23 protein-coding genes, 1 other RNA gene and 1 pseudogene are annotated in these 25036 nt (G+C 65.8%); 12 read left to right on the plus strand and 13 right to left on the minus strand.

Annotated features, from left to right (window positions below):
- The first annotated feature begins 2 nt into the window (after positions 1-2).
- Entirely contained in the window at positions 3-1334 is a 1332-nt protein-coding gene (locus ACXJ3V_RS03240) for a flavin monoamine oxidase family protein (RefSeq protein WP_457098809.1), read from the plus strand.
- A 55-nt stretch (positions 1335-1389) separates the two neighbouring features.
- Here ACXJ3V_RS03240 and ssrA read toward each other — a convergent pair.
- Positions 1390-1758, minus strand: a transfer-messenger RNA (tmRNA) gene (gene ssrA / locus ACXJ3V_RS03245).
- A gap of 160 nt (positions 1759-1918) precedes the next feature.
- Between ssrA and ACXJ3V_RS03250 the strand changes: the two genes are divergently transcribed.
- From ACXJ3V_RS03250 to ACXJ3V_RS03265, 4 genes are all read left to right on the plus strand, one after another.
- On the plus strand, positions 1919-2554 hold the full coding sequence (locus ACXJ3V_RS03250) for a hypothetical protein (protein ID WP_457098810.1): 636 nt from the start codon (positions 1919-1921) through the stop codon (positions 2552-2554).
- 47 nt (positions 2555-2601) lie between these two features.
- Entirely contained in the window at positions 2602-3267 is a 666-nt protein-coding gene (locus tag ACXJ3V_RS03255; protein WP_457098811.1) for an SIMPL domain-containing protein, read from the plus strand.
- A 73-nt stretch (positions 3268-3340) separates the two neighbouring features.
- Positions 3341-4681 carry a M20/M25/M40 family metallo-hydrolase gene (locus tag ACXJ3V_RS03260; RefSeq protein ID WP_457098812.1) on the plus strand — a complete coding sequence of 447 codons (1341 nt, stop codon included), beginning with the start codon at positions 3341-3343 and terminating at the stop codon, positions 4679-4681.
- 34 nt (positions 4682-4715) lie between these two features.
- A complete protein-coding gene (locus ACXJ3V_RS03265; protein WP_457098813.1) occupies positions 4716-6176 on the plus strand; it encodes an MFS transporter in 1461 nt (486 codons plus the stop codon).
- A 118-nt stretch (positions 6177-6294) separates the two neighbouring features.
- On the opposite strand, the gene smpB is transcribed toward ACXJ3V_RS03265, so the two are convergent.
- The 4 genes from smpB to prfB all read right to left on the minus strand — a co-directional run bounded on the left by smpB (position 6295) and on the right by prfB (position 9926).
- Entirely contained in the window at positions 6295-6771 is a 477-nt protein-coding gene (gene smpB, locus ACXJ3V_RS03270; RefSeq protein WP_457098814.1) for an SsrA-binding protein SmpB, read from the minus strand.
- A gap of 54 nt (positions 6772-6825) precedes the next feature.
- Complete coding sequence (gene ftsX / locus ACXJ3V_RS03275; RefSeq protein ID WP_457098815.1) at positions 6826-7740, minus strand: permease-like cell division protein FtsX; 915 nt, start codon at positions 7738-7740, stop codon at positions 6826-6828.
- Positions 7737-8750: a cell division ATP-binding protein FtsE gene (gene ftsE / locus ACXJ3V_RS03280; protein ID WP_457098816.1), complete on the minus strand. Its 1014-nt coding sequence runs from the start codon at positions 8748-8750 to the stop codon at positions 7737-7739. The genes ftsX and ftsE overlap by 4 nt, the downstream gene beginning before the upstream one ends.
- A gap of 66 nt (positions 8751-8816) precedes the next feature.
- Positions 8817-9926, minus strand: a complete 1110-nt coding sequence (prfB, locus tag ACXJ3V_RS03285; RefSeq protein ID WP_457098817.1) for a peptide chain release factor 2 — start codon at positions 9924-9926, stop codon at positions 8817-8819.
- Between prfB and ACXJ3V_RS03290 the strand changes: the two genes are divergently transcribed.
- Complete coding sequence (locus ACXJ3V_RS03290) at positions 9925-11247, plus strand: MFS transporter (protein ID WP_457098818.1); 1323 nt, start codon at positions 9925-9927, stop codon at positions 11245-11247. The genes prfB and ACXJ3V_RS03290 overlap by 2 nt on opposite strands.
- Before the next feature lie 3 nt (positions 11248-11250).
- On the opposite strand, the gene ACXJ3V_RS03295 is transcribed toward ACXJ3V_RS03290, so the two are convergent.
- From ACXJ3V_RS03295 to ACXJ3V_RS03305, 3 genes are read right to left on the minus strand one after another with little or no spacing between them, the layout of a single operon-like run.
- A complete protein-coding gene (locus ACXJ3V_RS03295) occupies positions 11251-11688 on the minus strand; it encodes a pilus assembly protein TadG-related protein (protein ID WP_457098819.1) in 438 nt (145 codons plus the stop codon).
- Entirely contained in the window at positions 11685-12152 is a 468-nt protein-coding gene (locus tag ACXJ3V_RS03300; RefSeq protein WP_457098820.1) for a TadE family protein, read from the minus strand. Before ACXJ3V_RS03300 ends, ACXJ3V_RS03295 begins: the two co-directional genes overlap by 4 nt.
- Positions 12127-12534, minus strand: coding sequence for a TadE/TadG family type IV pilus assembly protein (locus ACXJ3V_RS03305; RefSeq protein WP_457098821.1), 408 nt, complete (start codon positions 12532-12534; stop codon positions 12127-12129). The genes ACXJ3V_RS03300 and ACXJ3V_RS03305 overlap by 26 nt, the downstream gene beginning before the upstream one ends.
- A 121-nt stretch (positions 12535-12655) precedes the next feature.
- Here ACXJ3V_RS03305 and ACXJ3V_RS03310 point away from each other — a divergent pair, with 121 nt between their 5' ends.
- The 4 genes from ACXJ3V_RS03310 (at position 12656) to ACXJ3V_RS03325 (ending at position 15739) form a co-directional block, all read left to right on the plus strand.
- Positions 12656-14080 carry a recombinase family protein gene (locus tag ACXJ3V_RS03310; RefSeq protein ID WP_457098822.1) on the plus strand — a complete coding sequence of 475 codons (1425 nt, stop codon included), beginning with the start codon at positions 12656-12658 and terminating at the stop codon, positions 14078-14080.
- A gap of 250 nt (positions 14081-14330) precedes the next feature.
- Positions 14331-14558 carry a helix-turn-helix domain-containing protein gene (locus ACXJ3V_RS03315; protein ID WP_457098823.1) on the plus strand — a complete coding sequence of 76 codons (228 nt, stop codon included), beginning with the start codon at positions 14331-14333 and terminating at the stop codon, positions 14556-14558.
- A 222-nt stretch (positions 14559-14780) separates the two neighbouring features.
- Complete coding sequence (locus tag ACXJ3V_RS03320; protein ID WP_457098824.1) at positions 14781-15365, plus strand: hypothetical protein; 585 nt, start codon at positions 14781-14783, stop codon at positions 15363-15365.
- Positions 15366-15481: 116 nt separating this feature from the next.
- Positions 15482-15739: a hypothetical protein gene (locus ACXJ3V_RS03325; protein ID WP_457098825.1), complete on the plus strand. Its 258-nt coding sequence runs from the start codon at positions 15482-15484 to the stop codon at positions 15737-15739.
- A gap of 555 nt (positions 15740-16294) precedes the next feature.
- On the opposite strand, the gene ACXJ3V_RS03330 is transcribed toward ACXJ3V_RS03325, so the two are convergent.
- From ACXJ3V_RS03330 to ACXJ3V_RS03345, 4 genes and pseudogenes are all read right to left on the minus strand, one after another.
- Positions 16295-19306, minus strand: a complete 3012-nt coding sequence (locus tag ACXJ3V_RS03330; RefSeq protein ID WP_457098826.1) for a type I restriction endonuclease subunit R — start codon at positions 19304-19306, stop codon at positions 16295-16297.
- Positions 19303-20556: a restriction endonuclease subunit S gene (locus ACXJ3V_RS03335; RefSeq protein ID WP_457098827.1), complete on the minus strand. Its 1254-nt coding sequence runs from the start codon at positions 20554-20556 to the stop codon at positions 19303-19305. Before ACXJ3V_RS03335 ends, ACXJ3V_RS03330 begins: the two co-directional genes overlap by 4 nt.
- A pseudogene (locus ACXJ3V_RS03340) lies at positions 20553-22115 on the minus strand (type I restriction-modification system subunit M). The gene ACXJ3V_RS03335 and the pseudogene ACXJ3V_RS03340 overlap by 4 nt, the downstream one beginning before the upstream one ends.
- Before the next feature lie 459 nt (positions 22116-22574).
- Positions 22575-23138 (minus strand): hypothetical protein, encoded by a 564-nt coding sequence (locus tag ACXJ3V_RS03345; RefSeq protein WP_457098828.1) that lies wholly within the window; start codon positions 23136-23138, stop codon positions 22575-22577.
- Between the two features lie 86 nt (positions 23139-23224).
- Here ACXJ3V_RS03345 and ACXJ3V_RS03350 point away from each other — a divergent pair, with 86 nt between their 5' ends.
- A complete protein-coding gene (locus ACXJ3V_RS03350) occupies positions 23225-23476 on the plus strand; it encodes a hypothetical protein (RefSeq protein WP_457098829.1) in 252 nt (83 codons plus the stop codon).
- A gap of 189 nt (positions 23477-23665) precedes the next feature.
- Here ACXJ3V_RS03350 and ACXJ3V_RS03355 read toward each other — a convergent pair whose 3' ends face one another.
- Positions 23666-24166: a hypothetical protein gene (locus tag ACXJ3V_RS03355; protein WP_457098830.1), complete on the minus strand. Its 501-nt coding sequence runs from the start codon at positions 24164-24166 to the stop codon at positions 23666-23668.
- 164 nt (positions 24167-24330) lie between these two features.
- On the opposite strand from ACXJ3V_RS03355, the gene ACXJ3V_RS03360 reads away from it, so the two are divergent.
- Positions 24331-25032 (plus strand): hypothetical protein, encoded by a 702-nt coding sequence (locus tag ACXJ3V_RS03360; RefSeq protein WP_457098831.1) that lies wholly within the window; start codon positions 24331-24333, stop codon positions 25030-25032.
- Positions 25033-25036 lie beyond the last annotated feature (4 nt).

A 25036-nucleotide genomic window follows, 5' to 3' on the forward strand; every position in this document is an offset into this window, starting at 1 on the left:
GCATGGATCATTTCGATTCAATCGTGATCGGCGCCGGGGTGTCCGGCCTGACGGCCGCGCGGCTGCTTGCCAGAGCCGGGCGCCGCGTCGTGGTGCTCGAGGCCCGCGACCGCGTGGGCGGTCGAGTCCACACTGATCGCACCGACGGCCTCGTCACCGACCTCGGCGCATCCTGGATCCACGGCATCAACGACAGCCCGGTCGCCGCGGCGGCCGAGGCCTTCGGCATGCGCACAGTGGAATTCACGGTCGGCGGCTATCAGCCCGACAGTCGCCCGATCGCCTACTATGCCCCGGATGGCGAACGGCTGTCGGATGCCGCGGCACAGCGCTTCATCGACGACATCCACGCGGTCGATGCCACCCTCGTGGGGGTCATCGCGGAGTCGGATCCGGATGCCTCGTACCGCGACGTGACGGATGCCGCCATCGCTGAGCAGGGTTGGGCAGAGGATCGCGCACAGCACGTGCGCGAGTACATGGAGCACCGCTCGGAGGAGCAGTACGGGGCGTGGATCGAGGATCTCGCCGCGCACGGCCTCGATGACGACACCGTGGACGGCGACGAGGTGGTCTTCCCCGACGGGTACGACAGACTTGCCGCACAGCTCGCGGCGGGGCTCGACATCCGCTTCGAGAACGTCGTCTCGCACGTGTGGTGGTCGGCTGACGGAGTGACCGTCATGACCAACCACGGGACGCTCACTGCGGACAGCACCGTGGTCACGGTGCCGGTCGGCGTACTGCAGTCGGACGACTTCGTCATCGAACCGCCGCTCCCCCAGCCCAACGCAGGCGCTCTGGCTCGCCTGCGGATGAACGCCTTCGAGAAGGTCTTCCTGCGGTTTCCTGCCAAGTTCTGGGACGACGATGTCTACGCGATCCGGCAGCAGGGCCCCGAGGGTGCCTGGTGGCACTCCTGGTACGACCTCACCGGTCTGCATGGGACGCCCACCCTGCTGACGTTCGCCGCCGGACCGGCCGCCGTTCACACGCGGGGCTGGAGTGACGAGCACGTTGTCGAGTCGGTCCTCCGTCAGCTGCGCCGCCTATACGGCGACCGTGTCCAGGAGCCGACGAGCGTGCGCATCACAGATTGGCAGGATGACCCCTTCGCTCATGGCGCGTACGCGTACATGGCGGTGGGGTCGGCGACCGCCGACCACGATGACCTCGCGACGCCCGTCGGTGGCGTCATCCACATCGCCGGCGAGGCCACCTGGACAGATGACCCGGCAACGGTTCCCGGCGCGTTGTACTCCGGCCACCGTGCGGCGTCGAACATCCTGGGGTGGGAGATCCCGATCGAAGATATCTGGGCCGACCGATCATGACGAAGGCCCAGGTGCATACGCTCCTGGGCCTTCATCAAACTCCTGTGACAGCGGTTCGTGGAGATGGGGGGAATTGAACCCCCGTCCATCGCTGTAAATCTGCGCATTCTCCGGGCGCAGTCTGTGAAAGCGTTCTGCTCGGCTCCGACCTTTGTCACAGACACCTAAGTCGACGAGCCCAGCCTGGGAAGAGTCCCGCGTGACGTCCAGACGCCGTCACGCAGCAAGTCCCCTAGATGACGCGAGGGTCCGTAGCGGGAACGCCTACGGTCTCACGGACTTCAGGCTCGCTTATGCAGCGAGGGCGAAGTCATTGCGATTTGCATCGGCAATTATGGTTTTGCAGAGGTCGTTTACGAGATAACCCTGCATCCTCGGCCCGCTTCTCGCAGAATCGCAGGCGATGTCGAAACCGATCATCCCCGTGTCCTCTGTCGAGGTCCTTCTTTCGAAGGGGCCGCTGTCACACTGTGGAGTTTTCAACACGGAGGCCGTGGCATCCGAGCATCCCAGACTACAACGGTTTCGCGACATCCGGAATTCCGCTCCCCGCCCGATGCCGTCGCCGTGGATAGCCTGGGGCGATGAGCAAGCGCGGCTGGGGCATCCTGATCGGCGTCATCGCTGTGCTCGCCGTTGCACTGATCGTCCTGGTGGTGGTGCTGAGTGGGGCCGGCGAGCCGTCCGCCACACCTACTCCCACTGCCACGCCGACGCCGACAGCCACTCCCTCGGCCGCTGAACCCGCCTCCCCCACGCCCTCGGCTGCTCCCGTGGCTGAGCCGGCCGCGGCGACGTGCGAGTCCACGTCCACCCAGGAGTTCCAGGCGATGATGGCGCAGAACGGCTGGATCTCGTGGGAGACCCAGAACGAGCAGATCGGCGCGCGGCCGTTCGATCGCTTCCCCGACGGAGCCCCTGAGGGCGCGATCGTCTGCCGTTGGGGCGAATCCCCCGACCTCGCGACCGACAACCTCATCGATCTCGCGTGGACGCCCATCGGGACGGATGCCGCGACCGCTGCGCAGCAGGTGCTCGTCGCTGAGGGCTACCAGCGCGTCGACGCACCGGAGGGCGTCTACCTCGCGATGCCGGCGACCAGTGGGCCAGGCGACTCGGAAGGCTTCGGCGACAGCTACCTCTTCACCGCCGACGACGTGCGGTGGGCGATGACGAAGGCCGACCTGGCCTACATCAAGGCTCCAGACGAGGCCGGCTGACGCATCCGTTCGGTGGCGTGTCAACGCCGCGGCGTAGAGTCGCTCGCATGAGCGAGGTCGTCATCACCGTCCGCGGCGAGCACGAAGTGCGTGCCGCACCCGAAGAAGGAGTCGTGCGCATCTCGGTGCGCGCCGAAGGCCACGAGCGGGGGCCCGTCGTCGAGCGGATCGCCTCGCTCGCCGACCCCATCCGCGGCGATCTGGCCGCACGCAGAGAGCAGGGAACCCTGCGCGACTGGTCGAGCCAGCGGGTGGCCGTCTGGGCGAACCGCCCCTGGAACTCCGAGGGCAAGCAGCTCTCCCTCGTGCACTACGCCTCGGTGGAGTTCATCGCAACCTTCACCGACTTCGCCGCGATGTCCTGGTGGGTCGCCGACCTGGCCGAGCGCGATGGCATCCAGATCGACGAGGTCACCTGGCAGCTCACCCGCGCGACCGCGCAGCGGGCGGAAGCGGATGTCGCGGCCGCCGCCGTCCGCGTCGCGGTCGATCGCGCCACCGCGTACGCTGCCGCGATCGGACTTGCGACGGTGACGCCGCTCGAGATCGCGGATGTCGGGCTCCTCACGCGCAACGATTCCCCCGGGGCGCCGGCCCCGGCGATGATGCGTGCGGCCTTCGCCGCGGACACCGGCGGAGGCGCCGGCATCGAACTGCAGCCGGAGGACATCGTGGTGACCGCTGCAGTCGAGGCGCGCTTCACCGCCAGTTGACCGATCCCACCGCTTTAGAGGGTCGTCGGGTGAAGCGAGACGAAGGGTCTGCACCCCGGGTTATCGTTGCTCGGTGAGCCCAGCGACAGTGCGCCCCGGTATGGCCGAACGACTCTCGCGGATGATCCAGCTGCCGACGGTCTCGGCCGAGCTCGACAGCCGGGGCCCGGAGCCCTTCGAAGCGTTCGTCGCCCTCATCGCCGAGCTGTACCCGCGGGTGCACGCCACGCTCGTCGTTGAACGACACACCGAGTTCGGACTTCTGATGCACTGGCGCGGCCGCGCCGCGGCATCCGATTCTCCCCTTGTGCTCATGGCGCACTACGACGTCGTGCCCGTCGACGAGAGCGACGACTGGACCTACCCGCCCTTCGACGGACGGATCGCGGACGGATGGGTCCACGGCCGGGGGGCGCTCGACGACAAAGGGCCGCTCCTGGTCATCCTCGAGGCCGTCGAGAATCTGCTTGCCGACGGCTTCGTACCCGCCCGAGACATCTGCCTCTCGTTCGGTGGCAACGAAGAGACGTACGGCGCTGCGGCCCAGGCGATCGCGGAGTCGCTGCGTGGGAGAGGCATCATCCCCTGGCTCGTCCTCGACGAAGGGGGTGCGGTCGTCGATGCGCCGCTGCCGTTCGTGCCCGGCCGATCCGCGATGATCGGCGTCGGCGAGAAGGGCGTGCTCACGGTGCGGCTCACCGCGCGAGGCGAGGGCGGGCATGCGTCGGCGCCACCGTCCCTCACGGCCGTGGGGCGAGTCGCCCGGGCGATCGACCGCCTTGATGCGCGCACGTTCGCCCCGCATACCCCGCCCGCGATCTCCCGGATGCTGTCGCGGCTCGCATCGCAGACTCCCGGACCGGCGAGGCTCCTGCTGCGCGCCCTCGCCGGCGCGCCCTGGATCACGGCGCGAGTCTTCGCCCGGCTCGGCGGCGAGCCCGCAGCGCTCGTGCGGACGACCGTCGCCGCGACCATGCAGTCCGGGGGCACGGCGGCGAATGTCCTGCCCTCGCAGGCGTCCGCGACCCTCAACCTGCGGCTCGCGCTTGGCGACAGCGTCGGTCGCACGGTGGCCCGCGTGCGGCGCCGGATTCGGGATCGTCTCGTCATGGTCGAGGTGCTCGAGTCCAGCGAACCATCCCCCGAGTCCGCGACTGACAACGCGCAGTTCGCCCTGCTCGAAGACGCCCTCGCGGTGTCGCATCCGGGAACCCCGGCGGTGCCGTACATCATGATGGCCGCGACGGATTCGCGGCACTTCCACACCTTCACTCCCGCGGTCTACCGCTTTGCCCCGCTGGAGATGTCGAACGCGCAGCGCGCGTCGATCCACGGCGTGGACGAGCGGGTCGAGATCGCCGCCCTCGAGCGCGGCGAGCGGTTCCACCGCGCCCTCATCGAACGACTACAGTGATCGCACCCGAAAACCGCACCACGAAGGAGCCGCGATGACGCGCGCCGTCACACTGGGCACACTCGCGACGGTCGTCGGCTTCCTCGCCTTCGTCGAGTTCACAAGCGGCGTGCTCCAGGGCTATTACACGCCGATGCTCACCGACATCGCCCGGCACCTGGGCATCCACGATGCCGACGTGAACTGGCTCGAGGGCGCGCAGCTCATGCTCTCCGCTCTCGTCGTGCCCGCGTTCGCGAAGCTCGGCGACATGCTCGGCCACAAGCGGATGCTGCTGATCTCGACCGCGCTCACGGCCGCCGCGGCGCTCGTGCTGCCGTTCACCGACTCGTTCGGCCTCTTCCTCGCTGCGTGGGCGCTCATGGGGTTCTACGTCGTATGGCTGCCCCTCGAGATCGCCCTCATCTGGTCACGGTCGAGACGGATGCCTGGGCGCTCGGTGATCACGGCGCGCGCAGCCGGCTTCCTCGTTGCAGCCCTCGAGACGGGCGCGATCGTCGGCGCCCTCGTCGGCGGCGCGCTCATCGACACTTTGCCGCTCACCGTGGTGCTGCTCGTGCCGGCGCTCCTTATCGTGGTGTGCTTCTTCGTGATCCTGTTCGGGGTGAAGGAGTCGCCGGAGCCGACCGGCGGGCACTTCGACACCGTCGGCCTCGTGCTGATCTCGCTCGCGCTCATCAGCTTCACCGGGGGGCTGAGCCTGCTCCGCCTCGAAGGCGGCCTCATGAACCCCTGGTCCTGGGCTGTGGTCGTGCTCGGCGTAGCGCTGGTGGCGCCTTTCGCGTGGTGGGAGCTGCGCAGCGACGACCCGCTGATCGACGTGCGGATGTTCCGCTCTCCCGCGCTCGGTCCGGTGTTCCTCACCGCCGGACTCTTCGGCGTCAGCGTGCTAGGCGCGCAGGCGCCGCTGTCGACCTTCGCGCGCACCGACCCGGAGGTCTACGGCTACGGGCTCGGCACAACGGGGTTCGCGACCTCCCTGATCATCGGGATCTACCTCGTCGCCATGATCACCGGGGCACTCCTGTTCCCGCTCATCGCCCGGCTCACGGCACCCCGCCTGACCCTCATCGGAGCCTCCACACTCGTGGGCATCGGGTTCCTCCTCTTTCTCCCATTCCACGCGAGCTATCTGCAGGTCATCGTGAACATGGTGATCGTGGGGCTGGGTTCGGGCGCACTGGTTGCGGCGCTGCCGGCGGCCGCGGCATCCGGTGCCCCTCCCGCTCAGACCGGCGTCGCAACCGGCCTCACCAATTCCGTGAAGACCGTCGGTGGGGCGATCGCGTCGTGCGTCTTCGGCATCGCTCTTCTGCAGGGCGCAACGGGTCAGGCCACCGACAGCACCGCCGGTTCGCTCGCGGGCTATGTGACCGTGTGGATCGTCTGCGGCGTGACAGCGCTCGTGGCGGCCGTCGCCCTGGTATTCGTTCCGAGAGAGGCGTTCACCGACAGGGCGGGCGAGGAGTCTGCGACGGAGTCTGCGGTGCGGTAGCTGCGTGCCCCCGGTCATCGAGCCCCCGGAACGACCCAACTTCCGCGACCCCGCAACGTGCCCGAAGTACGACCCCACCGGCGACCCCGCGCGATTCTGACCGCGCGGCGAGGTGGGATCAGTCGCCCAGGCGATTCTTCGAGCGCATGGCGCGCTCAGCTTCGCGCTTGTCCTCGCGCTCACGGATCGTCTGGCGCTTCTCGAACTCGCGCTTGCCCTTCGCCACCGCGATCTCGACCTTCGCGCGACCGTCCGAGAAGTAGAGCTTGAGCGGAATGAGGGTGTACCCACCCGCCGACACCGCATGCGAGATCTTGATGATCTCGTCCTTGTGCAGCAGCAGCTTGCGCACACGCTTCGTCGCGTGGTTCGTCCAGTGCCCCTGCGAATACTCGGGGATGTGCACGGCGTCGAGGAACGCCTCTCCCCCATCGATGTACGCGTAGCCATCGCTGAGGTTCGCCCGACCCTGCCGCAGCGATTTCACCTCGGTGCCCGTGAGCACGAGGCCGGCCTCATAGGTCTTCTCGATCGCGTACTCGTGGCGCGCGCGACGATTGGTCGCGACGACCTTCTCCCCGCGTTCCTTGGGCATGACGTTCTCCTGACTGATTGCCGTGCATGGCGCGCGGCAGCCTGTCAGTCTAGCTCACGCACGCAGCCATCGACGGATCGCGAAGCCCGCCGAAAGCGCCGCGAGCACAATCCCGATGAGGATCAGGATCGGCACGACGGTCCAGGCATCCGCCAGACTCACCCAGGTCGTGACGAAGTCGACCCGTCTGCGCAGGTAGTCGTTCACCCCGAACTGCACGCCGGCGATCACCGCGGCGCTGGCGAGCAGCGAGCCGATCAGCGCCGCGAAGACGCCCTCCAAGATGAAGGGGGTCTGGATGAATCGATTGGATGCCCCGACCAGCCGCATGATGCCGATCTCACGTCGTCGGGCATAGGCGGAGAGCCGGATCGTCGTGGCGATCAGCAGCACCGCCGCGATGAGCATCAGCGCTGCCACCCCGACGGCGATGTAGGTCGCCACAGTCAGCGCCGAGAACAGCGGTTGGAGATACTCGAGCTGATCCTTGACCTGCTCGACACCCTGCATGCCCTTGAACGCCTCGACGATGACGTCCGATTGGCTCTGATCGACCAGGTTCACCCAGTACGTCTCGGGCAGCTGATCGGGGGTGATCACCCCCGCATAGTCGTCGCCGAGAAGGTCGATGACGTCCTGGTACGCCTCGTCCCGATCGGCGAAGCGCACATCGCGGATCAACGGCGCGAGCGCCTGACCGTCGAGCTTTTCTTTGACGGCGGCAAGCTGCTCCTCGGTCGCGACACCGTCGGTGCACGTGGCGGTCTGGGAGTTGGCCGTGCACATGTAGATCGCGACCTGCGCACGGTCGACCCAGAAGTCGCGCATCGTGCCGATCTGCATCTGCATGAGGATCGCGGCGCCCACGAACGTCAGCGATACGAACGTCACGAGGACGACCGAGATGACCATTGACGCGTTGCGTCGGAGGCCGGTCAGCGCCTCCGACAGAACGAGACGAACCCTCATGAAGTCGGACCCACTTCGTCGTCGGGGTCGACTTCGCCCAGACCGAGTCGATCGGCGAGGCCCAGCTCGGCCACATCGAGTTCGAGTTCCTCCGCGATCGGAATCGGCGCGGTTCGCGGCCGCGCCACGTGCTCGGGCTCTGGCTTGGCGAGCTCTGGCTCAGGCTCGACGGCCTCGGGCTCCGCGGGGACCGCGCTCTGCGGCTCGGGCACCGACGGCTTTCCTCCGTCGAGGGCGACCTCGCGGTGCACCTCGAGCACGGCGGTGAGGGCAGCCACCGCGGCGGCGCCGCGCTCCGGCTCGGGGGCGAGGCTCGGTAAGCCCGAGGTGTCGCCGTACCCGCCGTGGCGCTCGTCGCGTACCAGCTCACCGTTCACGAGCTCGATCACGCGCCGCTGCATCTGATCGACGAAGCCCGCCTCGTGGGTGGCCATGACCACGGTCGTCCCCCCGGTGTTGATCCGGGCGAGGAGCTGCATGATGTCGACGGATGTCGCGGGGTCGAGGTTGCCGGTGGGCTCATCGGCGAGCAGCACCTGGGGACGATTGACCAAGGCGCGCGCGATGGCCACGCGCTGCTGCTCACCGCCGGACAGCTCGTGCGGGAACCGCTTCTCCTTGCCCTTGAGCCCGACGAGGGCGAGCACCTCGGGGACCGACTGCTGGATGAAGGCGCGGGAGGATCCGATCACCTGGAGGGTGAACGCGACGTTCTGGAAGACGGTCTTGTTCGGCAGCAGGCGGAAGTCCTGGAAGACCGATCCGATGTGCCGGCGGAAGTAGGGCACCTTGCGGCTGGCGAGAGTACGCAGATCCCGGCCGAGTACCACCACCCGTCCATCGGACGGGGTCTCTTCGCGAAGGATGAGCTGCAGGCACGAGGACTTCCCCGACCCTGACGCTCCCACGAGGAAGACGAATTCTCCGCGCGTCACCTCGAAGTCGACCTTGTCCAGGGCGGGCCTCGCGGTGCCGCGATAGCGCTTCGTGACGTTCTCGAACCGGATCATGGCTCCACGAGCCTAAGCGGGGCGGCCATCACTGCACCGAGCGACACTCAGGTCGCGACATCCGGATCAGTCGTCGGTCGGCCGCTTGCGCCAGCGGATGCCCGCCGAGATGAAGCCGTCGAGATCTCCGTCGAACACCGCAGTCGGGTTGTTCACCTCGTGATCGGTGCGAAGGTCCTTGACCATCTGGTACGGCGCCAGCACGTAGGAGCGCATCTGATCGCCCCAGCTGGCGGTGATCACACCGGCGAGGTCTTTCTTGATCGCCGCCTCCTGCTCCTTCTGGATCAGCATCAGGCGGGACTGGAGTACGCGCATCGCGGCGGCGCGATTCTGGATCTGCGACTTCTCGTTCTGCATCGACACGACGGTGCCGGTCGGCAGGTGGGTGAGGCGCACCGCGGAGTCGGTCGTGTTGACGGACTGACCACCAGGACCCGAGGAGCGGAACACGTCCACGCGCAGGTCGTTCTCGGGAATCTCCACCTCCACGGCCTCTTCCATGAGCGGAATGACCTCGACCGCCGCGAACGACGTCTGCCGCTTGCCGGCGGAGTTGAAGGGGCTCATCCGCACGAGGCGGTGCGTGCCCGCCTCGACGCTGAGCGTGCCGAACGCATAGGGGGCGTCGACCTCGAAGGTCGCCGACTTGATGCCGGCCTCTTCGGCGTAGGACGTGTCCATGACCGTGACGGGGTAGCGGTGCTGCTCGGCCCAGCGCAGGTACATGCGGAAGAGCATCGCGGCGAAGTCCGAGGCATCCACCCCGCCCGCGCCGGCACGGATCGTCACGACGGCAGGACGCTCGTCGTACTCTCCATCGAGCAGGGTCTGCACTTCGAGCTGGCCGACGATGTCCTCGAGCTCGGCGAGCTCCTTGCGCGCCTCGTCGGCGGAATCTTCGTCGCCCATCTCATTCGCGAGCTCGACGAGCACCTCGAGGTCATCGAGACGTCGCTGGATGTCGTCGATCCGGGCGAGCTCCGACTGCCGGTGGCTGAGGGCGCTCGTGACTTTCTGCGCCTTCTCGGTGTCGTCCCAGAGGTCGGGCACGCCGGCCTCTTCGCTGAGTCGCACGATCTCGGCCTCGAGCCCGTCGACGTCGACGACGGAACGGATGTCGCTGAACGTGGAACGCAGCGCATCGATGTCGGTGGTTAAGTCGAGTTCGAGCATGACAGTCCAGACTACCGTGGACATGATGACCGAGCCGCCGATCCAGACCCGACGGATGCTCCTGCGCTTCGCCCCGATGATCTACGGGCCGACCGTGCTCTTCGGCCTCGGCGAGGGCGCGCTGCTCCCGCTCCTCCCGGTCATCGCGGCGGGCCTCGGCGCCGACGTCGCCCAGGCGGCGCTCGTGGCGACGGTGCTGGTGGTCGCCCGGCTGATCGGCAACCTCCCGGCCGGCTGGGCGGTCGCGCACATCGGCGAACGGTGGACCATGGGCATTGCCGGGTTCGTCGCCCTTGGCGGAGTGCTCGGAGTGATCTTCGCGCCGAGCCTCGGCATCCTGTCGGTCTCCGTCTTCGGAATCGGCCTGTGCGCTGCCGCGTTCGGCCTCGCTCGCCACGCCTTCATGACCACTCGCGTGCCGATCGTGTACCGCGCCCGCGCGCTGTCGGTCCTGGGCGGCTCGTTCCGCCTCGGGATGTTCCTCGGCCCCTTCGTCGCCGCCGGGCTGCTCGCCGCGACCGGCGAGATCCTCGCCGCCGCGTGGTTCTTCGTCGCGTGCCTCGTGGCGCTGATCCTGCTCGTGCTGTTCGGCCGCGATCCTGAGGAGGAGCTCGCGACCGAGGGCAGCCTCCCCCGCCGAGATGCGAAGCCCCGCATCGAGGACGACCTCGCCGACGACACCGGCGAATCGACGACCGGTGCGATCCCGACCGCCGAGCGACAGGGCGTGTTCCGGACGATGTGGCTCTTCCGCGGCCTGCTCGCACGCCTCGGGCTGTCCGCGGCCGCGCTCTCCGGCATCCGACAGGCGCGCGTCTCCCTGCTGCCGCTCTGGGGCCTCTCGCTCGGGCTCGACGCCCAGGCGATCGCGCTCACCATCGGCATCACCGGTGCCCTCGAGTTCGCGCTGTTCTACTCCAGCGGCCAGATCATGGACCGCTGGGGGCGGCTCTGGGCCGCGCTCCCCTCGATGGTGCTCATGAGCGGCGCGTTCCTCGGACTCGCCTTCACCCACGACCTGGATGCCGCGACCGGGTGGTTCATCGGCGCCGCGGTCGTCATCGGCATCGGCAACGGCCTGTCGAGCGGCATCCTGATGACCCTTGGCGCCGATGTCGCTCCGCCCGCCGACCCGGCGCCGTTCCTCGGATCGTGGCGGACCCTGACGGATGCCGGCGGCGCCGCGGCGCCGCTCATCGTCACAGCCGTGACCGCGGTCGCGTCGCTGTCGCTCGCGACCGGCATCATCGGCGTCCTGGGCCTGGCCGGCGCAGTCGGGTTCGCGGTGTACGTGCCGCGCTACGTCCCGCACCGCCGCTGATCCTCAGCGGAGGGCAGTCCGGCTCGTCGCTGTCGCCTGAATGGCGACACCTTCCGGCACGAAGAAGCTGAAGACCGCCGGATGCCACGTCCCCGCGACGGTGACCCGCGCCGACACGCCGTCCGGGGTGCGCGCGTCCAGGAGCACGGCTCCCCCGCCCACCTCGGCGACGAGCGCGTTCGCCTGAGCGTGCACCGCGTCCGAGGTCAGTTCGGCGTAGGCCTCGCCATCGACCACCTCGAGCGTGAAGCCGTCCGCTCCCGCGAGGGACGCGGCATCCGCCAGTCCATCCAGGCGCGTCTGCGCGAGATAGAGACTCGTCGCGTCGACGCACACGAACACCGCAGCCAGTGCCAGCACCGCGTAGCCGAGCGTCAGGATGAGCACGCTTCCTTCGTCGTCGCTTCCGGATGCCGCGACCCGGCGTGATAGCCACTTCATCCGGCACCCCAGAAGCGTGACACCTTCTGTGCGGCGGAGGACTCGACCGGGATGCTGGCGATGCGGTCGAGGCCGAGCACCGGCGGCACCAGGGGCAGGGCGACCCTTGCCCGCACGGTGACGATGAGCGTCGCTCCGGACTGAGGACACGCGGCGCCCTGCGGACGGCACGACAGGGCGAGGTCGACCGCCGCGGGATCGAGGTCGTACTCGTCGATGACCGACCGGAGGACGCGATCGGCGCTCGCGCGCGCACCATCGCCATCTGCGGACTGAGCGACGGCGCGGGCGACATGACGTGCCGCGGACTCCACACCCATCGACTGTCCCTGGATGAGACCGAGCGCAACGGTGAGGTAGATGACGGGCACCAGCAGCAGAAGTCCGACCAGGATGAACTCGAGTGCCGCGGAACCGCGCTCGCCGTCGTCGCGCCGTTCAGTCCAGCGACTCGAGCGGGGCATGAGCGGTCACCTCCAGCATCCGTGGTGCTCCGAGCAGGCCGACCAGCGGGAGGGTGGCGCGCACCGTCACCGCGACGGCCGGATGACCGAGGGCCTCGGTCTCCCGCGCCACGACATCCGTCGCGTAGCCGGCACCGACGGCGCGGGACACGATCTCGGACGTACGCCGAGCGCCTTCCCCCAGCGAGGTGTCGGCCAGTGCCGCGTGATAGGCGCCCTCGACCGCCGCATCGTGCACGACATTGCGCACGTAGATCGCGAAGCCGAACTGCAGCACCCCGAGCGTGAGGAGCGTGAGCAGGGTGCCCACCAGGACGAATTCCACCGGCGTCGACCCGGTGTCGTCGCCGAGCGACGTGAACCACCGTCGGACGGCGGCCATCGGTCAGAACCCGGAGACGCGCGCGATCGCCTGCTCGAACAGCCCGGCGAGGGCGGGTCCGGCAAGTGCCCAGATCGCCACGACGAGCCCGGTTATCCCCGCATGAGGGTATTCTCGAGGTATGCACCGCGACCTCGATCTCTCCCTCGGCCCTGACAGCGCCGTCATCTACCTGCGCATCTCGCAGGACCGGACGGGTGAGGCGCTCGGTGTCGAACGCCAGGAGAAGGACTGCCGCGACCTCGCGAGGCGGCTCGGCCTGCACGTCGAGCGCGTCTACCGCGACAACGACATCTCAGCCACCAACGGGAAGGTGCGGCCCGACTTCGAGAAGATGCTCGCCGCCCGCCCCGAGGCGATCATCGCGTGGCACCAGGACCGCCTGCTGCGCCTCACCTCCGATCTTGAGAAGGTCATCGCGCTTGAGGTGCCGGTGTACATGGTCACGGCGGGATCCCTGGACCTGTCCACGCCGTCCGGTCGTGCCGTGGCCCGAACCGTGGCCGCGTGGTCGCAGTACGAGGGCGAGCAGAAGGCGATCCGTCAGCAGGCGGCGAACCGCCAGCGAGCCGAGATGGGCCACTGGCAGTTCTCCCGCCGTCCGTACGGCTACCAGCGCATCGGCCAGGGCGGTGACCGTCGCATCGAGATCGTGGAGGCCGAGGCCGAGATCGTCCGTGAGGGGTTCGCCCGGTACATCGCTGGCGAGTCGTACTACGCCATCGCGAACGACTGGAACGCCCGTGGAGTGCCGACGTTCAGTGGGCCGTGGTCGATGAACCGTGTGCGGCAACTCCTGCGCAACCCTCGATACGCGGGGATCGTGGAGCACAAGGGCACCCGCTACGACGTGACCCCCCAGTGGGAGCCGCTGATCGATGAGCGCACATGGTCCGACGCGGTGGAGACACGGGACGGCAGAACCCGTCCCGGCTCGTGGTCCCGGAGCACGAAGCACCTGCTCAGCGGACTGCTGACGTGCGGGGTCTGCGGTGGCTCGATGCTGGCCCGGCCCGACCGGGGACGGCAGGTGTATGCCTGCACGACGAACTGGTGCGTGACGATGCCCGCCGACGAGATCGAGGAGTACGTGAACGGGCTCATCCTGGCTCGCCTCGGTGACCCGCGCATCGTGAAGGCGCTTCGGCAGACTCCCGACACCGCTCCCCTGCAGGCTGATCTGGCGATGTACCGCAAACGCCGTGAGGACGTTGTGGATCTGCTCGCTGAGGGCGTGCTGGACCGGCGTAGGGCGCGCCAGCAGGCCGCAGACCTCACCGCGAAGATCGACGCCCTACAGGCCCGCCTGGCCTCGATCCGGCGTGAATCGCCGCTGACCGACCTCGCGCTGGCACGGTCGATTCCGATGCGCTGGAAGCGGTTCACGGTGCTTGAGCAGCGGCGTGTGATCGATGAGATCGGGCTGCGCGTCACGGTCAACAAGGGTCGGCCCGGTCGTCGCCCGCTCGGTGAGAACGGCAAGCCGATCCCCGACCTGCGCCGGGTCGATGTCGTGTGGCTGGACGGGGAAGCACTGGCCGCTTGAATGTACGCATCATGCATACATAAACCCCAGATCAGGATATAGATTGGTGACGAAAGGTGTATTCTCCCTCTAGGCGGTGATCCGCCACGGTGCTCCGAGATCGCTCGGCGCAGGCTCATGACCAGGCACCGATCGAAGGCACCCTCATCCGGTTGTCCCAGTCCCGGCTACGGGAAGTCCCTCAACCGGAGTGCGAGGGCGTCTGACGCATCTCTGCGGTGCGTCCCGCACTCCCCGAGGAGCCTTCACCATGACCACCACTGATCCAGTGGACTGGCGGCGCAAGCCCGAGCCCGAGCCCGTGTGGCTGAACCTGACTTCCGCCTCCATCCGCTACGACGTCCACCGCAACACGCTGCGCCGGATGATCGACCGCGGGGACTTGTCCGCCATGCGGATCGGCCCCCGAGGCGACTACCGCCTGCGCGTCGCAGACCTCGACGCGCTACTGACACCCGTGACCGGGGAGACGTCGTGAGCAACCCGGATGAACTGGAAGCAGCGGTCGAGCGAGCGCTGGCGACGGCCCCGCCCCTGTCCGACGCCCAATGCGAACGGCTGGCCGCGCTGCTCAGGAACGCGGCGTGATCCCGGACGACAACGCCCCCGACCGGTCGAAGGTCGAGGGCGTGAAGGTCAGGCCAGTGCAGGCATCCGACAAGCCACAGGATACGCGGCGGGCTTGCCGTGAGGAGCCATCGTGAGCGACTTCCGGTTCACCGGGCGCTGGCTGAACGACCGCCGCGTCATGACCCTCTCCGGTGACGACTTCAAGTCGTGGGTGACTGCTGGTGCCTGGATGGTGGAGAACCGGACGGACGGGCGGATCACTGCCGACGACCTCGAACTCGTACCGCGCTTCACTCCGTCCAGCATTCCCCGCCTGGTCGCTGCGGGGCTGTGGGTCGCGGACGGTGACTCATGGGTGATGACCGACTACCAGGAGACGCAGACCAGCAGGGCGGAGTTCGAGGTGCTGGCGAACGCCCGAAAACGGGATCGAGAGAAGAAGGCCCGCCAGCGAGCCGTGAGAGCCGAGGACTCTGCCCATGTCCCCGGGGACAGCCCGGGGGACGGGTCCCGGGGGTCTACACAGGACAGGACAGGACAGGACAGGACAGGCCAGGAAGAGGGTGAATTGAGGACGACCGAGAACGTAAATCGGCACACTGGTGAGGTTATGAACTGGCCGACAGCCGTCCCTGGCGATCCCGGCTACTGCACGAAGCACGGAGTGCCGTGGCCCTGCGCACGACACGATGAGGGGTGCGAGCGAGCGTCCTGACGGCACCGGTGATCGGACGCGACGCTGCCCTCACCAAAGCAGCGATCGCTGACTGACCGTCCCGCCGCTGCATAACTCCCAGATTCGCGCCATGAGCGGATGCGACAGTGAGACCCATGACTTCCACGCCGACCGCCGACCGCATGGCTGACGCGTCACCGGTCGCCGTCGCCCCACGTCTGCATGGCGCGCACCGCGCCTGCCAGGTGACCGCGCCGTTCGTCCGAAGCCACTGCGGACTCGCGCTGGAAGACTCCGGCCAAGTCGGAGTCGGTACCAGCCCATCGGAACCGTGCGCGCTCTGCCTCGACATCGCCACGTGCGTCGTGTGCAGTGCCCCGGTGACCACGCTGCGCACTGTGCTCGGACTCTGAACCTCGCACCGATCGGCAGGAGGCTCGTCGCCGTTGTAAGCCCCCAGGGTGCCCGAAAACTCGGTTCCACTCCTCCCCAACCGCCAAGGGTTTCGCCCCGCAGATTCGTTCCTGGCGCCTGCCGACGGTCTTCGAGGGACGGGTCTGGTTCAGCACCCCACCTGGGAATGAATGCAGGCAGGCAAAACCGGCATTCGCGGTTCCGTTTCGATCGAGTCTGACGCCCCAGCCGATGGACGGATGTTCCCATGATTGCCGCCGACCCCATGCGACCCCCCGACCCATGGGTCCCCCGACCTCATGCGTGCCCCACTCCCCCGCATGACCCATGGAAGGTCGTGACCCCATGGAAGGTCGTGACCCCATGGAAGGTCGTGACCCCATGGAAGGTCGTGACCCCATGGAAGGTCGTGACCCCATGGAAGGTCGTGACCCCGACTCTCAGCAACCGGGGCCGCCGATAAGCCGCCGAGTGAAACCCCGCCGACTATGCCGTGCCTGCGCCTGCCTCAGTGGAGCCGGGCAGACCGCGTCGGCGCTGTTCGTCAACCAGCGCTAAATCAACCCGAAGAATCGGTCGAAGTACTCGCCCAGCTTCTCGAGTACCGTCTGCTTCTTGGCGGAGTGTCCGCCACCTTTCGAGAATCGCGACGCTGGCGGAAGGATTTTCGTGATCGCCGTGCCCGACGACTGGATCGCGCCATCCCGGAAGGCGCCATCAACGAAAGCATGGGTTTCGGCGGGCTTGAGACCCTCCTCCGCGATGATTCGTGCAAGGTCCTCGTCCCGCTTCGCAGCGATGAATGCACGCCAGTCCTCGGCAACGGATTGGTTTGAAACGGAGTCAACGAACTGCTCGATCAGGTCCTTCTTGTTGCGTAGGCTCGGGCTGGAATCAATAGCACGCTCGATGGCGGCGCGCACTTCCTTGTCTTCGCCATCCCCTTTCGCGTCTCGATGCTTCTGCACGAGCATAAGGATGAAGTCGACGTTGATCTCAACCTGTTTGATCAGCTCGATCTCGAAGACGATGTCGTCGTTGATCGATTCCTTGTCGGCATCTTTTCCGCTACGGAAGTCCTGATACAGATCGAGGTAGATGCTCTGGTAGTCCTGCATGTCGCGGGAGCTGAGGATTTGGTTACCGGTGAAGTCGTCGAATGCCTGCAGGATGTTGCGCAGCCGCAGTGTCGCGCCGAACAGCCCAATGAACTCCTTCTGATGACTCTCCCCCACGATCGGCGTGCCGAGCGGGTACTTCTGGATCAGCTCCGCGATCCGCTGCTCGTACTCGTCGTAGTACTCGCCGTACGGCTTGAGCAGCACGATGCCCTTTGCATCCTTGTTGCCGAACAACGCGATCGCGTCGTTGGTCTCGCCCTCGAGGTCGCGGAAGCTGACGATGTTGCCGAATGTCTTGACCGAGTTCAGGATGCGGTTGGTGCGCGAGAATGCCTGGATCAGCCCGTGCGATCGCAGGTTCTTGTCGACCCATAGCGTGTTCAGCGTCGTCGCATCGAAGCCGGTGAGAAACATGTTCACGACAATGACGAGATCGATTTCTCGGCTTTTCAGCCGCAGCGAGAGGTCCTTGTAGTAGTTCTGGAACCGCTCGGCGGACGTGTCGAAGTTCGTCTTGAACATGCTGTTGTAGTCCTGGATCGCGTCTTCCAGAAAGCTCCGCGAGTCGGCATCCAGAGCACCGGGATCGAAGTCCTCCTCCCCCAGCACTCCATCTGGCTCTGCTTCGTTCGCCGCGTAACTGTAGATCAGCCCGACCTTCAGCCGTTGCGCCTCAGCCAGGTGCTGCTGCTGGATCGCGAACTCGTTGTAGTAGATCCGCGCAGCACGAATGGAGGCCGTCGCGAACAGTGCGTTGAACCCCGAGAGCCTCTTCCCGGCGACGGTGTAGAAATGCGAGCGCTTCGTCTTCTGATCGAAGTGCTCGCGGACATAACTCACGACTTTCTCTATCCGCTCGTGCGCGAGCAGCGCGTTTTCGGTGTCGATCGCGCTGACCTGTTTGTCTTTCACACTTGCGTGCATCTGCACCGTGTTGACGTAGTCGATGCGGAACGGCAACACGTTCTTGTCGCTGATCGCATCGACGATCGTGTACGTGTGCAGCTTGTCGCCGAACGCCTGCTCGGTGGTTCGAAGCGCTGGCGATCCGCCTGACCCGGCGTTCGCGGCGAAAATCGGTGTTCCTGTGAAGCCGAACAGGTTGTACCGGCGGAACGCCTTCGTGATAGCCGTGTGCATGTCACCGAATTGCGATCGGTGGCACTCGTCGAACACGATCACGGCGTGCCCAGAGAAGACCTTGTGGCCCTTGTTCTTACCGATGAACGTCGACAGTTTCTGGATCGTCGTAATGATGATCCGGGATGCCGGGTCCTCGAGTTGCTTCTTCAGCACCGCGGTCGACGTGTTCGAGTTCGCGGCGCCCTTCTCAAACCGGTCGTACTCGCGCATGGTCTGGTAGTCGAGATCCTTGCGGTCGACGACGAACAGAACTTTGTCGACGCTCGGCATCTTCGACGCCAGCTGGGCGGCTTTGAAGCTCGTGAGAGTCTTGCCTGAACCTGTCGTGTGCCACACGTAGCCTCCGGCAGCGAGGCTGCCCAGTTGACGCTGGTTGGTAGAGGCCTCGATCCGCTGCAGGATCCGCTCTGTCGCCGCGATCTGGTACGGACGCATGACGAGCAGCATCCGGTCGGCGGTCAGGACGCAGTACTTCGTGAGGATGTTCAGAAGGGTGTGCTTGGCGAAGAACGTCTTCGCGAACCCCGTGAGGTCGGCGATGGGCCGGTTCGTGGCATCCGCCCACCAACTGGTGAACTCGAAGCTGTTCGACGTCTGCCTCGCCCGCTTCGCGCCGGAGAACTCCGCCACGTGCTGGCGTCTTGTGGTGTTGCTGTAGTACTTCGTGTGGGTGCCGTTGCTGATCACGAATAGCTGCACATACTCAAACAGCCCCGACCCGGCCCAGAAGCTGTCGCGCTGATATCGGTTGATCTGGTTGAACGCCTCACGGATCGCGACCCCGCGCCGCTTCAGCTCGATATGCACCATCGGCAGACCATTGACCAGGATCGTAACGTCATACCGGTTTGCGCGGGATCCAGTGGTCTCGTACTGATTGATCACCTGCAGCCGATTGTTGTGCACGTGCTGCTTGTCGATCAGCCGAACGTTCTTGGTCGTGCCGTCATCCCGCGTCAACAGTTGCACGTAGTCATCGTGAAGGCGGACCGTCTTCTCGACGATTCCATCGTTTGCCCCAGCGATTCGCTCGCCGAAGAACGCCTTCCACTCCTTGTCTGAGAACGTTGTTCCATTGAGCTGCTCGAGGTTGGTACGAAGGTTCTCGACCAGCTGCTCCTCCGAGGTCAGAGTCAAAAACTCGTACGCCTGCTCGTTCAGCTGCGCGATGAAGGCGCTCTCGAGATCGGACTCAGACTGATAACCCGCCCCCGCGATCGCGTCCGCGGTGAACTCGGCGACGACGGTGCTCTCGGAACTAACCGCGATCGGCTCGTAGCGCGGCAGCGCAGTATCGTTCACTCCGAATGCTCCGGGCGTGTGACGAGTCGGTCCAGGTAGTGCGCGTACTGGCTGCGGCGGGCGGCGAGCTCGGCGGGAAGAGCGATGCTGAGTTCGTTCACGAGGTGATTCAGTTTGTCGAGCGCAATAGCCAGCCTTTGCTGGACGTCGAGCGGCGGAATAGGCACACGCACCTTCGCAAGCTTTGCTTTTGAGACGTTGAACCTCGTCACTCCACTGGCAGCCTTGACTATCTGGAGGCGCATCGCGCGGGACCGGAATAGGTGCTTGGCGAACTCGGGATCGATCAGATCGTTGTTGGCGGGCCGAAATCCGATGCAGAAACTGTTCATGTAGAGCGCTTCATCGGGTTCCGACGTCAAGACCGACGACATCCCGCACTCTGCGAGCGTCTCGGACGAACCTGTGAAGAGGACGTCGCCCCGCCGCAGTCGCCGCTGCTTCTCGTTCGCGCCGATCTTTACGCGGGTGTCGGGATCCAGCCGAGTCGAGATATTGGTGAACACATTCATGTAGGAGACGAACCGCGCATTGCCGTCCTCGAAGTCGCCCTTCGACTTTCCAGTGAGCCCCCCGAAGAATTGGCCCATCTCCCCCAGATACCGGTGCTCGACGTCACCCCCGAACACCAGCGAGTTGTCGCGATAGTGAGCGTACTGAAGTTGCCGGTCCGCAAGCTCCGCCTCCAGCTCAGCCTCCAGCTCAGCCTCCAGCTCCGCGAACTCATCCAGGATCCTGACAATCTCGCGTTGCACCTCTCTGGGTGGCACGGGGATCCGGATCTTTGCCAGATTCTCGCTGGACACGCGCCGCACCTTGGTGCCAGAGATGTAAGGACGCTTCTGCGACTGGAAGTCTGCCGTCTGGAAGAAGTAGGCGACATATTTCGGCTCAAGCTCATGTCGAAAAATCAGGGCATCGTTGCTCACCGCAACGGCCTCGTTCCCCAGCCACGCAACCGCCTTGCATACATCCGCGTCATTTTCGCTCGTAGTCGCAATCACCACGTCCCCCGATTGCGCCATCCGCGATCGGGCCGCAAGCTGCTCCGAGATGAACGACTTGGTTGCGTATGCCCATGTTCCATAGTGAGTGAACACTTGTCCGTAGTGGATGCAACCGACACCGGTCTCGGTGAAGTCCTTCTTCTGAATTCCCGCGCCGCGGACGAACTGACCGACCTCGCCGAGGCGACGATGCTCTATCCCCGTTTGACGGAGGTGAGCTGTCAGATCCTCGATCTGACTCATGCGCTCGCGCCCTCAATGCCTGCGACGATGCCGTCGATCGACGCGCGCAACTCCTGTTGACGTCCGACGATCCGTCCGATCCGCGCGTTGAGCTCAACGATGTCCACGACCTCCGTCATGTCCTCTGCTTCGACGTAGGACGACACCGCGATGTTGTAACCGTTGTCCGCGATCTGCTCATTGCCAACCAGCCGGGCGAAGTGAGCGACATCCGCTCGCTCAGTGAAGCCGTCGAGGATTGTCTGCTGGTATTCGGACAGGAGTTTGTTCTTGTTGCCGACTCGCTTCGACTGCGCCGTAGCGTCGATGAACAGGATCTTGCTGTCCGCCTTCGATTTCTTCAGCACGATGATGCACGTCGCGATGGTCGTGCCGAAGAACAGGTCGGGCGGTAACTGGATGACGGCATCGATGAAGTTGTTGTCGACGAGGTACTTGCGGATCTTCTGCTCGGCTCCTCCCCGGTAGAGCACCCCCGGGAACTCCACGATCGCAGCAGTGCCGTTGACAGCGAGCCAGCTCAGGATGTGCATCGTGAAGGCGAGGTCGGCCTTGCTTTTGGGTGCGAGCACCCCCGCTGGCGCGTATCGCGGGTCGTTAATCAGCAGCGGATTGGCGTCGCCCTCCCACTTGATCGAGTACGGCGGGTTGGAGACGATCGCCTCGAACGGCTCGTCATCCCAGTGCGCAGGATCGATCAATGTATCGCCGTGCGCGATGTCGAACTTTTCGTAGTTGATGTCATGGAGGAACATGTTGATGCGCGCAAGGTTGTAGGTGGTCAGGTTGATCTCCTGACCCTAGAAGCCCTGACGAACATTCTCTTTGCCGAGCACTTTCGCGAACTTCAAGAGCAGGGAACCCGACCCGCAGGCGGGGTCGTAGACCTTGTTCACCTCGGTCTTACCGACGACTGTGATGCGGGCGAGGAGCTCCGAGACTTCTTGCGGAGTGTAGAACTCGCCGCCGGATCTGCCCGCGTTCGACGCGTACATCTGCATGAGGTACTCGTACGCGTCGCCGAACAAGTCGATGGTGTTGTCGTTGAAGTTGCCAAGCGGAAGATCACCGATCGCTTCGAGCAGTTTCACAAGACGCTCGTTCCGCTTCGCTACGGTTGGGCCGAGTTTGCTGCTGTTGACGTCGAGGTCTTCGAACAAGCCCTTCAGATCGCCCTCGCTGTCCGCACCGACCGCAGACCCTTCGATATTCGCGAACACGCGTGCGAGCGTCTCGTTGAGGTTCTCGTCATGTTTCGCCTTCGCCCGTACGTTCGCGAACAGCTCGCTCGGCAGGATGTAGAAGCCCTTCTCCGCGACTACGTCGTCGCGAGCGAACTCGGCATCCTCGTCAGCAATCGTCGCGTAGTCGAATCCGGTCTCGCCAGCTTCCTTCTCGGCCTCATTCAGATACGCGGTGAGGTTTTCCGAGATGAACCGGTAGAACAGCATCCCGAGCACGTACTGCTTGAAGTCCCACCCATCGACACTTCCGCGCAGGTCGTTCGCAATTCGCCAGATCGTCTTATGCAGCTCCGCGCGCTGCGCTTCTTTGCTCAATCTTCACCACTCATCGCTCGAAGGCAGAACCCAGCCCCACACGAGGCCGAGCATCGTTCACAGGCTATCGGTCGCCTCTTGCTGGGCTGGTCAAGCGGAGATGTTGAACGCAAGCCCAAACCGGAGCTGGCGAAGCCACCCAACTCTCCCCGGCGCCCCGAACCTGCGCCGTGAACGGCGTAGCCAGGTTGAGCCTCGAAGCCGCGACCGCGATCCGCACCGGCGCGCAATCGCTGTCGAGGGATCCGTCCGTTTCCGCACGATGACCAAGCGCGCCGCTCCACGCCAGCGTGCCGGGCGAGACCTTCGTAGACCGTACCTCCTCGCAATTCAACCGGCAGAGCCGAGCCCTGGAAGCCCTCCACCGGCGCGGCCTCGTGGCGAAGCAGCTGGGCTGGAACCAACGGGGTGACAGTCGCGCACACTGGACACACGAGCCCGGATACGCCTGACCTCCTGTCAGGCGAAGCAGACGCCGTGTGTGCACGCGAATGCCGCCCACACCTGCAGGATCGTGCCAACGATCGCGAGGCTAGCGGGCCAGCCTAGGCCGAAGCGTGTATGCCGCTGTTCGGCGTCGTCCATCGCTCCGTCGGCAATTGCCTGCGCCGCGCTCTGACGTTCGAGGAGCGCCGCGACCTCCCCCTCTAGCCCGGTGCGGAGGTCTCGTAGTTCCTTCGCGCGCTCAGTCTCGATGCGCTCAAGTTCGTCCAATCGCTGTTCCGGCGTCCGCCCGCTAACTACGCCTGTCGCAGTGGTCGTCGCGTCCCCGATGAGAGAGGACGTCGCCTCGACTCGACCCGCCACAGACTTCGGTTCCGGTGGTGGCGGAGGGATTAGCGTGAGCCAGTACCGCACCCGCTCCAATTGCTCACCGAGCACCGCGGCCAAACGCTCGGCGGCCAGTCGGTCAGCGTCGGGCCAGCGTTGCTTCCAGAACCGAAACAGCACGATCCACGCCAGCCCCAGCGCCAGGACCTGCAAGAAGCCGCCGACTAGGGTCAGCCACTGGGAGCACGTCACCTTCCGCACGCTATCGAGCGCCGGTTCGGACCATCGTGCGCCACGCCGCCACGCTCATGTCAGCGGCTCGGCGTAGCCTCCGACCCATGCCCCGAGGAGAGCGCGCCAAGGACCTCGACGCCCGAGCGATTCAGGTCTTGCTGTCGGGGCGCGATCCCATCAACGAAGCCGCCGAGGTCGGCGCGCTTCAGGTCGGCTCGGAGCCCGGCTGGGAACGCCCGCACGCCCACGGGGAGGACATCACCGACCAACCCCATCGCTGGACGACGTACCAGCGATTGCGGAGGGAGTCGTTCGAGGCTCGCGTGGCCCGGTACCGGGCGGACGGGCTGATCTAGCGGTCCCCCGAACTTGTCCACAGGTTCGACGCCTCGCCCGCTCGGCTCGACGCGGCCCTGGCAGGATCGCGGGATGGACGCTCTGGACGACGCCACAGCAAACTGCCCGGCCTGCTTGCACCGGCTAGAACCTGACGGTTCCGCGGCTCGTGCGTGGTGGATCTGCTCAGGATGTGGGCTCGTGCGACTCTAGCCCTCGATGTCGAGCACCTTGCGCATTGCGGCGACCAGAGCCAAGGCGCTGTCGCGCTTTTCAGTGCGGTCGTCACCGTTTGATGCGTCGAGCATCTTTAGCGCTGCCGCGGTTACCTCTTCAGGGCCGAGAACATTGAGGGGCGCACCGGCACGTTCGAAGGTGGCGTTGAGGTCGTCTAGGCGTGCTGAATAGCGGTCCACCCCTGCCTGGTCGCCTTTAGCCTGCGCGCTTCGCAGAGCGCGCCGATTGTTTGTGAGCATGTGGTTCAGCGCCCACACCTCCACGTAGGCCTCGTATCGCTTCTCCTTGACCCACTTCGTGTGCTCACGCCGTCCCTGAATCCACGCGCCGATGAACCCGGCGACCACCGTCAGCACGACGCCAGCGACACCCGCCGCGAGCGCGATCCACGCGGCGTTCAGGGCGGCGGCATTGGCGGCGGCATTGGCGGCGGCATCGGTCGTGGCATCGGCGGCATCGGCGAAGAGAATCACGGCGCGAGCTTATCGGCGGTTATGTCGCGCAGCTGCTGGTTCGCCGGTGTCCCCGATGTGGGGGCACTCATCTGAGGACCTTCGTCATGACGATTCGTCGGATCTGCTTCAACCTGTTCGGCGCGCTCTTCTAGCTCCCGGCACGCGACCGGCATGATGGCAGGGTGCTGCCGCAATACGACGACAACCTCTCCCGTCTTCAAGGCCTGCAATTGATCCAAGAGTCGAACTCGGCCAGGCACCTGATTGCGTATGGCATCCGCGTTCTCCGCACCTCTGCGCGGACCGAGCCTGTCAGAGACCCCATTCTGACGATGTTGTCAATTGGGGTTGAGAAGACAATGAAACTCGCGCTGGGTCTGCTGAGCCTCGCGGAGCACCGGGTGTGGCTGCCCTACAGCGTGTTGAAGAACACCTACCGGCACAACCTCCTCCTCATGGATGGCCTGCTACGCGATGGGATTCGCGAGCATGTCTGCCGCGCCACCCACCGCTCCTACGTTGACCACGCGCTCCAAGCCGTAGATGAGGATCCCGTCTGGATGCCGCTGCTGATTGCGCTGAACCACTATGGCGAGCAGGGACGCTTCTACTACGTGGACGCGCTGGCGGACCGCCCTCAGAAGGAGGACAGCCCCGAGGGCTTCTGGGCGGATATCGAGGAAGCGGCGCGCGAAAGTGACCCGGAGCTGGACGCGCTTCTCCATCGCTACTGGGCGGATTCCACTTTGATCGACGAATACCACCAGCGGCTCCACGCGCGGATCGCGGACAGCCTCCAACGCTGGTGGGACCTCGTGTCGATGGCAAGCGTTCAGGGCGTGCTCGGCGGTCGCGGTGAGGTGCTACGCCCAGCAAGCGAATAGCAAT

The organism is Microbacterium sp. P5_E9, from assembly GCF_054049175.1.